This window comes from Methanobrevibacter sp. 87.7 (genome assembly GCF_002208625.1).
Taxonomy (GTDB): Archaea; Methanobacteriota; Methanobacteria; order Methanobacteriales; family Methanobacteriaceae; genus Methanarmilla.
The window spans coordinates 1-9,541 of sequence record NZ_MRCT01000070.1 but is presented as its reverse complement, the minus strand read 5'-3'; the positions used below and the strand labels follow the sequence as shown (position 1 = coordinate 9,541).

Here is a 9,541-nt window from a genome sequence, read left to right as displayed (position 1 = left end):
TTTATATATTTAGTAAATTAAAAATAATAATGTATTTTTATAAATAATTTATTAAAAATTTATAAACTGATTTTATTTTAAATAAATATATGTCTATTATCTAATTTTTAAAATTAAATTATGTATTTATTTAAAAATTTAATTATTATTAATTATTTTTTCAATGTGATATAATGGATGAATTAGAGAAAATTGTATATAAACATGCTTTGTTAAATGCTGCAAAACATAAAGGTAGTGCTAGTCCTAAAGCAGTTATGGGTTCTATAATGTCTCAAGAAGCAGAACTTAGGTCACGTGCTAAAGAAATTGGTCCTTTAAGTGCTAAAGTAGTAGGAAAAGTTAATAGTTTATCTGAAGAAGAACAACATAAGGAAATGGAAAGATTAAATGTTGTTGTTAAAGAGAAAAAACAAATTAAACGTGAAGGTTTAGAAGAATTACCTGGTTCTCATGAAAATGTTGTAATGCGTTTTGCACCTAATCCTAGTGGACCTTTACATATTGGTCATGCAAGAGCAGCAGTTCCTAATGGTGCTTATGTTAAAAAATATGGTGGAAAATTTATTTTAAGAATTGAAGATACTGATCCTAAAAGAGTATATCCTCCTGCTTATGATATGATTCAAGAAGATCTTAAATGGTTAGGTATTGAACCTGATGAAGTATATTATCAATCTGATAGATTTGAAATTTATTATAAATATGCTGAAGAATTAATTAAACGTGGAAAAGCATATATGTGTACTTGTGATGGTAAAGAATTTAAAGAACTTAAAGATAATTGTAAACCTTGTCCTCATAGAGATAATTCGGTTGAAGAAAATCTTAGATTATGGAAAGAATTCCCAAATATGGAAGCAGGTTCTGCAGTATTAAGAGTTAAAACTGATATTAATCATAAAAATCCTGCTATACGTGATTGGGTTGCATTCCGTCTTGTTGATGAGGAACATCCTAGACTTGGTACTAAATATAGAGTATATCCTATGATGAACTTTTCAGTATCTGTTGATGATCATTTAATGGGTATGACTCATGTTTTAAGAGGAAAAGATCATATGGCAAATACTGAAAAACAAAAATATTTATATGATCATATGGGATGGGAAACTCCTGAATTTATCCATTATGGTAGACTTAAAATGGAAGATGTTGCATTAAGTACATCTAAAGCTAAAGAAGGAATTGAATCAGGTAAATATTCCTCATGGTCTGATCCAAGACTTGGAACTTTAAGGGCTATTAAAAGAAGAGGTATTCAAGCTAAAGCTATTTGGAATTTAATGGTTGAAATTGGAGTTAAAATGTCTGATTCTGCAGTAAGTTGGAAAAAAATATATGGTTTAAATAGAAAACTTATTGAAGATAAAGCAAATAGATATTTCTTTGTTGGAAATCCTGTAAAAGTAAATATTGAAGATTGTCCAGAAGAATATCAAGAAATTAAATTAGAAAAAGAATTACATCCTGATTTTCCAGATAGAGGAAATAGAACATTAAACTTTGAAGGTTCTGTATATATTCCTAAAGAAGATTTTGAAGATGGAATTGTACGTTTAATGGATTTAATTAATGTAGATATTAAAGATGGAAAAGTAATATTCCATAGTGAATCCTTTGAAGATGCTAAAGCAGAAAAAGCTAAAATTATTCAATTTGTACCAACCCAAGAAGCTATTAAAGCTAAAGTTGTTATGGATGATGCTTCTGTTGTTGAAGGATTCTGTGAAAAAGATTGTGAAAATCTTAAAGTTGGAGATATTGTTCAATTAGAAAGAGTAGGATTTGCACGTCTTGATGAAATTAAAGATGATGAATTAATTTTCTATTATGCACATAAATAGATAATTATTCTTTTTTTATTTTTTTTTTAGAATTAGTATTATTTTTTTTAAAATTAGTTTTTAGTTATTTTTTTTTAGAATTAGTATTATTTTTTTTTAAAATTAGTTTTTAGTTACTAATCCTTTTTTAAATTTATTTCGTATAATTTTATTATTCTAATAATTTTATGTATATTTTTTATTTAATTAAATATTATTTAGTTTTTATATGTTTTATGTATTTTTTGAATCCTTTTAATAAATTATGTTGCTCTTGGCCAGTACATTATAATAAATACTCCAATCAATGCAATACACATACCTATTATATCAAATTGATCTGGTTTTACATTATCTATTTTCCAACCCCATAATACTGAAAGTGCAATAAATATTCCACCATATGCAGCATAAACTCTTCCAAAGTTTGCAGGTTGTAATGTTGGAATGATTCCGTATAAAACAAGTAAAATAGCACCAAGTATAGCAAAACTAAAACCTTTTCCTTCTCTAAGCCAGGACCATATAAGATATCCTCCACCTATTTCAAAGAAACCAGCTATAATAAAGAAAATTAATGATTTTATATTGTCTATTAACATTTTTCACCTCTAATTTTTTATAATTATAATTTTATATTAAGTATGTTAATAGTTTACTATAATTATTAATTTTTCTTTTTTTTTAAATTTATTAATTTTCTTTGTTTATTTTAGTTTAATTTTTTCTTATTTTTATAAATCCATTAATTTTATCTGTAAAAACAAATTCTCCGAATTTATATAATTCTAATACAACAATAAATATTGCAGCTATTAATTGGAAAGTTGCAAAGTATTGTAAAATTATTAAATTTATATTAATGCTTAATAAGTAATTATAAAATAATTTTCCTGCTGTTGCATTAATAACTAGTGTAAAAGTATATGCTGCATGATTAGGTAACCAATTAAAATCTAGATAATATCTTACAATTTTATATAAGATATAAAGATACCAAGTACTTGTAAATAGATAAATTGGTAATACAATCCATAAATTAACATTTTGAGTAACTGTTAAATATCCAACTAAAACAATAATAGGTGCAGCAAGTATTGCGATTATTGGTTTAATTGGATCAGGTATAGGAATTTTAATATATCTATACATGAGGATTATGTATAAAATTACCATACAAACCATACTGGTTCTTATAAAAAATTGTCCTAATGTATTTTCTAATCCATAATATGGGGATGTTATACTTATAATTGAAAATCCTACATATGAAATTAAAATACTACTATAAATATCTTTCATTTTTAATTTAGGTAGTATAATAAATGTAAAATAAATAGTTAAACTTAATTGTATAAGTATTGCACAAGACCATAATCCGAAGGCTATTTTTGGTATGTATGGTTCTATATATGTACTGAACATCATAAGGCCCATAGGAAAAGTTCCAAGCATTCCTATAGCTATTGGATTTTTTAGTTTTATTTTAAGTCTTTTAGGATATTTAATGAATTTAATTAAAGAATTAGAAATTAAAGTGAGTCCAACTATTCCACATATAATTAAAATTATTGGTGAGTATTCTTTTAAAAGATTACCTAAAGAAAATACTCCTAAAGCTAATCCAAATGATGGGATTGATATTAAAGTTGCTTTTTCTTCACTAAAATTCATATTTTTATCTCTTTGTAAAATTAATATAAGACTACTTTTATATAATCTAATTTTTATTGTTTTTTATAATTTTTATAAAATTAGTATGAATTTTGAATTTAATTTAAAATTAGTATAAAATATTTTAAAATTTATATTAAGTAATTTAAAATAAGTATTGTTTAATAAATCTTTAAATAAATAATTTAAGCTTAAAAAGAAAGTTGAAAATGAATTTTAAATTAATAAAATTCATTGTGTTTAAAATACTTTAGTTATTTTATCGGTTTTAATCCAAATTTTTTTACCTCTATATGTAACATTAACATTATCACCATTAACATTATGAATAGAACTACCATATTTCTCTCCATGATGTTGGTAAATAATACTCATACCTCGTTTTAAGGTGTAATTTACACCTTGTATGTTAACAATTGTATCATCATTTGTACTTGGTTTATTATTTGTAGCTGTTTCTTCTTTTTTAGGTTCAACTTTATTTCCTTGATATTCTTTATGGAATCTTTCTGAAGGTCTCATTTTCCTGTTGTTATTTACAGGTTTTACTTTTGGTTTATTACCTACAGTAATTTTCATGTCATCAGTTTTAGATGCAACATATCTATTTTTTTCATTTTGATTAAGTTCATCATTGAATTCTTCTTCTAAATTATCAAAGTATGAAATCTCTTCAGGAGTTAATTCTGTTGTTTCACTATTAATATTATTGAAAACATCTTCTCTATCATAGTTATTTTTAAGACTTTCTTCGTATTTTCTGATTTCTTCTGGATCATGTAATGGTGTAATTGCTACAAAATCATCATTATCATCATTGTAGTAATCTTCTGAGTAATCAGTATTGTCTTCATTTAATATTTCTTCAAGAACTGCATCATTAGTATTATTGTTTTCTATTTCAGAAGCATAATCTTTTTCTTCTTTATCTTTATCATGACTTAAGAATGTTGATTTTATTGAATTGAATGTTCCTTTAACACTTTTTATAGGAGCATCAATAAATTCTTTAGCTTTTTCTGGTTCATCATAATCATCAATTGTTACATTATTTATTTCAGCTTGTGAAATTTTTCTAGTTTCATTTATAATATTTTGATGTTGAGCTTCAATAGGTTCTTGTGAAATATGTGCTTCTGTTGAAGAATTTTTAAGTTCAAATGGTTTTGCTTCTTTTTCTATTGGTTCTGGTTTTTCTTCTGTTTCTACTTTTATTGGTTTTTCTTCAATTATGGTTGGTTCTGTATTTTCTATTGGTTCTGGTTTTTCTTCTATTATTTTTGGTTCTGTTCTTAGTTTTGGGCTTGTGTGTGTTTTTGGTTCTGGTTTTATGAAGTCTACTTTAGGTTTTTCTTCAGGTTTTACATCTTTTTCTTCTATTTTACTTGGTTCTATTATATTATGTGCAGCTTTTGTTGGTTTTTCTTCAATTTTTTTGATTTCTTCTTTGCTTACTTTTGGTTGTGTAGCAGTAGTTTTTAATTTACTTTTTGCAGTTTCTTCTTGAGTTTTAGCATTTACTACTTTTGGTTTTATGTCTGGACTATTTTTAACATTAATACTAATTGGTTTTCCACTTGGTCTGTTAGTTTTAGGTTTTTCTTTTAATATGGTTTTATTTGCATTAGTTGTTTGTGTTATTTTGTTTTCTGTGGTTTTTGGTTTTGTATTAGTTTTTGGTCTTGTAATAGTTAATTCTTCAATTTCTTTATTTAGATTATCAGTAGTTTTTTCTTCTGGTTTATTTTTAAATATTTTATTTTTAGTAGATGATAAAGTATTATTGATTTTATGTTTATTGTCTTTTCTATGCCTTTCTTCTTTAAATATAGGCATTTCATTATGTCCTTTTAAGCTACTTTCTATTTCATGAGTTTCTAATTTTCTTTCTTTTTCTTCATCTCGATAATACAATTTAACAATTATGCATGCTATTATACATATTATAGCAATGTTAATTAGTAGTAATATTGTTTTTAATGGCATATTATCCTCAACTTTCTTTTTTAAAAATTAAAAAATTAATCATATTAGTTTTTATTCTTATTAATATATATTATTTATTAAATATTATAATATTTTATAGGTAATTTTTGTTTTTTAATTTTAAATGTTCTTATTAAATTATATTAATTTGATTATGAATTTCCATTTACTTTATATATTTATAAATTCTAATATTTTATTAATGTAAATCTTATAAATTTATTTTAAAAATATTATTTTTAAATAATTTTTTAATTTAAATGTATTTTTATTATTAATTTAAATTTTATTGAGGAAATAAAATGGTTGTTAAAGTAAATGAGAATTATCTTTTATTAAAAAGTAATTATCTTTTTGCTGAAATAGCAAATAGAGTTGCAAAATTTGAGGAAGAAAATCCAGATATTGATCTTATTGCAATGGGTATTGGAGATGTAACAAAACCATTACCAAAAACTGTAGTTAAAGCATTTAAAGATGCTGTTGATGAAATGGCTGATTCAGAAACATTCCGTGGATATGGTCCAGAACATGGTTATGAATTTTTACGTGAAGCTATTATAAAAGGAGATTATGAACCTTTAGGTGTTTCTTTAGATATTGATGAAGTATTTATTAGTGATGGAGCTAAATGTGATACTGGAAACATTCAAGAATTATTCTCAAATGATAATATCATTGCAGTAACTGATCCTGTATATACTGTATATGTTGATACTAATGTTATGGCAGGAAGAACTGGTGAAATGCAAGATAATGGTAAATATGAAGGATTAGTATATCTTCCATGTACTGAAGAAAATAATTTTGTACCTTCTATTCCTGATGAAGACTTTGATATTATTTATTTATGTTATCCTAACAATCCAACTGGCTCTACTTTAACTAAAGATCAACTTGCTAAATTTGTTAAATATGCAAGAGAAAATGATGTTTTAATTTTATTTGATGCAGCATATGAAAAATTCATTACTGAAGATAATAATATACCTCATAGTATTTATGAAATTGAAGGAGCTAAAGAAGTAGCTATTGAATTTAGAAGTTTCTCAAAAACTGCAGGTTTCACTGGAACTCGTTGTGCTTATTGTGTAGTTCCTAAAGATCTTAAAATAGCAGATAGTGAAGGTAATAAACATTCATTAAATGATTTATGGGATAGAAGACAATCTACTAAATTTAATGGTGTATCTTATCCTGTTCAAAGAGCTGCAGAAGCTATTTACACTGAAGAAGGTCAAAAAGAAATTCAAGCTAATATTGATTATTACCTTAGAAATGCTAAACTTATCCGTGAATCTTTATCTAAAATTGGATTAGGTGTTACTGGAGGAGTCAATTCACCATATATTTGGGTAAAAACTCCTAATAATATGCCTTCTTGGGAATTCTTTGATTTATTATTAAATGAAGCAAATATTGTAGGTACTCCAGGTGCAGGTTTCGGACCTTCTGGTGAAGGATACTTTAGACTTACTGCATTTAATACTTATGAAAACACAAAAGAAGCTATGGATAGAATTTCAAAATTATCATTTTAGAATTTAATTTTAGTTAAAATTTAAAAATTAGATATTTTTTTATCTTTTTTAGAAAATGATTATTTTAGATGTATATTTTTAAAATGGGTTTTTCTTGTTTTAGATTTATATTTTAATTTTAAAATGAGTTTTTATTTGTTTTAAGATTTTATAATTTTATTTTTTTTATATAATTTATATTAAGGAGAATGATTATGTTTAATTTACCATTAGAAATTACCGAAGAAGATAATTTACAATCAATATTTAATAAATATGGTGCTTATGCATTAGATAAGCAAGAAAATTTGTCTGATTTAATTGGAGAAAAAGATGGAGAATTAGATATTGAAAATGGGGTATTATCTTTTGGTGAAGATTTAAGTTTCCCTATTCAATTAATAGCTTATTTATCTCTTGATGATAATAAATTTTCATGGGCATGGGATAATAGTGAAATTGGTTTTCCTGATGAATTAATTGATGAATCTAAAAAAATTAAAGAATTTGGTGAAGAATATAATATTCCTCAGTTTACAACTCCAATATTTGATGCAGATATTGAAGAAGCACACTTTTTAGCTATGACTGTTATCTCTTTATTTGATGATAATGCATATTATGTTGCAGAAATTGGAAACTTTGCATTCTTTGTAACTATTAATTCAGATGATATTCCTGAAGATAATACAATAGATAGATTTGAGTTTATTTTTTATAATTTCCAAAAAAATTATAATGTAAATGGTAAAGTTGCATTTGAAGGTTATGCTGCACTTAAAGGTTATCCTACAAATGTTTATGATGAAGATAATTTTCAGGTTGCAATAATTGGTGAAAATAAGATTATGATTGGATATTCTAAAAGAGGTAATGTAAATCTTATTAAAACATTTAAACCTGATGAATAATTTTTATCTTTTATCTATTTTTATTTAATTTAAATTATTTTTTATTTTTTATAAGATTTTAGCTATTATTTTTTTTATTTTAGGTTTTTTTATTTTAGAAGGCTATTTATTTTTAGTTAATTATTTTTTAAATCAAATTTATATAATTTATAATTATATATAATATTTAATTATGAATTGAATTTATGTGATTTTATGAGTGATAATTTTAATGAAGAATTAGATTATGAAATTGATTTTCTTGTAAAAACAGGATTTTATGATAAAGAAGAAATCTTAGAAACAATTGATGATGAATTTATTGATTATGATATTGATTTAGATGAAGTATCTAATATTATTGAGGATATTTATACAAAACATAATACTAAATCAAATAGTTCTGATTTTAATAATCTAAAAGAAGCTTTTATTAGTTTATCTAAACAAGGTATTGTTTCAGCTCATAATTGTGGTTATGATCCTGAAGAAGGAATACATGATTCTATTGAAGTATACACTCATTTAATTAATAATGATTATAAACCACAGGGATTTGTATTTTATACATTATATGATATTGAAAATGTTTTAGATAATGGTTCTTTAAATATTTATTTTGGAGATTTTCATGGTAATAAGAAATCTTCTAAGAAATTAGCTAAAATAATTATTGAAACTTTAGAATCTTTCAAATTTAAAGTATCTTGGGATAATAATCCTGAAAATCCTATTGTTATTGAAGATTTTAATTGGGTTAAAGTATTTGATGATTCTGATTATTTCATGGAAGGTGCTTATGAGGATTTTACTAAATTTAATAATAATTAATTTTTAGAGTTAATATTTTTTTATTTTAATTAATTTTTTTTTAGAATTGCTTTGTATTATATTTGGTATAAATTAGTTTTATAATCATGTTTAATTAGTAAGTTTTTGTTTAATTAATTTTTTAGAATTGATAATTATGAATAGTAAATCATATTTAATTTTAGAGGATGTTATTTCTGATGCAGGTAAGTGGACATCATTAGAACTTGTTAATGATACTATTTATATAGATTTTTCATCTGTTGAATTATTTAACAATAATGATAGTTCTAGATTTGATTCTGATATTTCTATTCGTTTTTCTGATAATTCTCTTTTTTCTATTTTTTATAATAATAAAGAAGATATTGATTTTTTAAATCTTATTAAAGGTAATGATGATAACTTTTCAATAGAATTTAATAAGAATTTAGAAAAAAATAAGTTTAAATTTCAAAATATGGATTTTATAAATTCTGAATTTAGTAAATTTAAAAATGAGATGATCTTTTTAGATAATTTTAATAATAAGGATAATCCTGATTTTATATTATCTTTTTTATCTGAAGATATTGGTTTGTGTTTTGGTGGAAATTCATTAAATGTGTATATGGGACTTAATGAATTAACAGATAATGATATTTTAATATTGTCAAATAAATGGGCTCAATATTATCTTTCATATTGGAAAAATAAAGGTACTAGAAAAGAATATGATTATGATGCTATTTGTGAGTTAAATCCAATTAATATTAATAAAAAGTCTATTAATTTATTTAATAAGTTTAAATTTTAATTTAATATTTTTTTTATTTTAGCTATTAATGGTTTTATT

8 protein-coding genes are annotated in these 9,541 nt (G+C 23.5%); 5 read left to right on the top strand and 3 right to left on the bottom strand.

Features of this window, described 5'->3' with window-relative positions; genetic code table 11:
• The first annotated feature begins 173 nt into the window (after window positions 1-173).
• On the top strand, window positions 174-1,847 hold the full coding sequence (locus BGI41_RS04710) for a glutamate--tRNA ligase (RefSeq protein ID WP_088539076.1): 1,674 nt from the start codon (window positions 174-176) through the stop codon (window positions 1,845-1,847).
• 242 nt (window positions 1,848-2,089) lie between these two features.
• Here BGI41_RS04710 and BGI41_RS04705 read toward each other — a convergent pair whose 3' ends face one another.
• The 3 genes from BGI41_RS04705 to BGI41_RS04695 form a co-directional block, all read right to left on the bottom strand.
• The gene (locus tag BGI41_RS04705) at window positions 2,090-2,428 is read right to left on the bottom strand and encodes a YnfA family protein (protein WP_198945421.1); all 339 of its coding nucleotides are present in this window, start codon (window positions 2,426-2,428) and stop codon (window positions 2,090-2,092) included.
• A gap of 115 nt (window positions 2,429-2,543) precedes the next feature.
• Window positions 2,544-3,500 (bottom strand): hypothetical protein, encoded by a 957-nt coding sequence (locus tag BGI41_RS04700; protein ID WP_088539075.1) that lies wholly within the window; start codon window positions 3,498-3,500, stop codon window positions 2,544-2,546.
• Between the two features lie 240 nt (window positions 3,501-3,740).
• A complete protein-coding gene (locus BGI41_RS04695; RefSeq protein ID WP_088539074.1) occupies window positions 3,741-5,486 on the bottom strand; it encodes a hypothetical protein in 1,746 nt (581 codons plus the stop codon).
• A gap of 302 nt (window positions 5,487-5,788) precedes the next feature.
• On the opposite strand from BGI41_RS04695, the gene BGI41_RS04690 reads away from it, so the two are divergent.
• The 4 genes from BGI41_RS04690 to BGI41_RS08330 all read left to right on the top strand — a co-directional run bounded on the left by BGI41_RS04690 (window position 5,789) and on the right by BGI41_RS08330 (window position 9,502).
• On the top strand, window positions 5,789-7,027 hold the full coding sequence (locus tag BGI41_RS04690) for an LL-diaminopimelate aminotransferase (protein WP_088539073.1): 1,239 nt from the start codon (window positions 5,789-5,791) through the stop codon (window positions 7,025-7,027).
• Between the two features lie 194 nt (window positions 7,028-7,221).
• Entirely contained in the window at window positions 7,222-7,917 is a 696-nt protein-coding gene (locus BGI41_RS04685) for a DUF6882 domain-containing protein (RefSeq protein ID WP_088539072.1), read from the top strand.
• Between the two features lie 195 nt (window positions 7,918-8,112).
• On the top strand, window positions 8,113-8,727 hold the full coding sequence (locus tag BGI41_RS04680) for a DUF6891 domain-containing protein (RefSeq protein ID WP_088539071.1): 615 nt from the start codon (window positions 8,113-8,115) through the stop codon (window positions 8,725-8,727).
• A gap of 136 nt (window positions 8,728-8,863) precedes the next feature.
• The gene (locus BGI41_RS08330) at window positions 8,864-9,502 is read left to right on the top strand and encodes a hypothetical protein (RefSeq protein ID WP_143744790.1); all 639 of its coding nucleotides are present in this window, start codon (window positions 8,864-8,866) and stop codon (window positions 9,500-9,502) included.
• Window positions 9,503-9,541 lie beyond the last annotated feature (39 nt).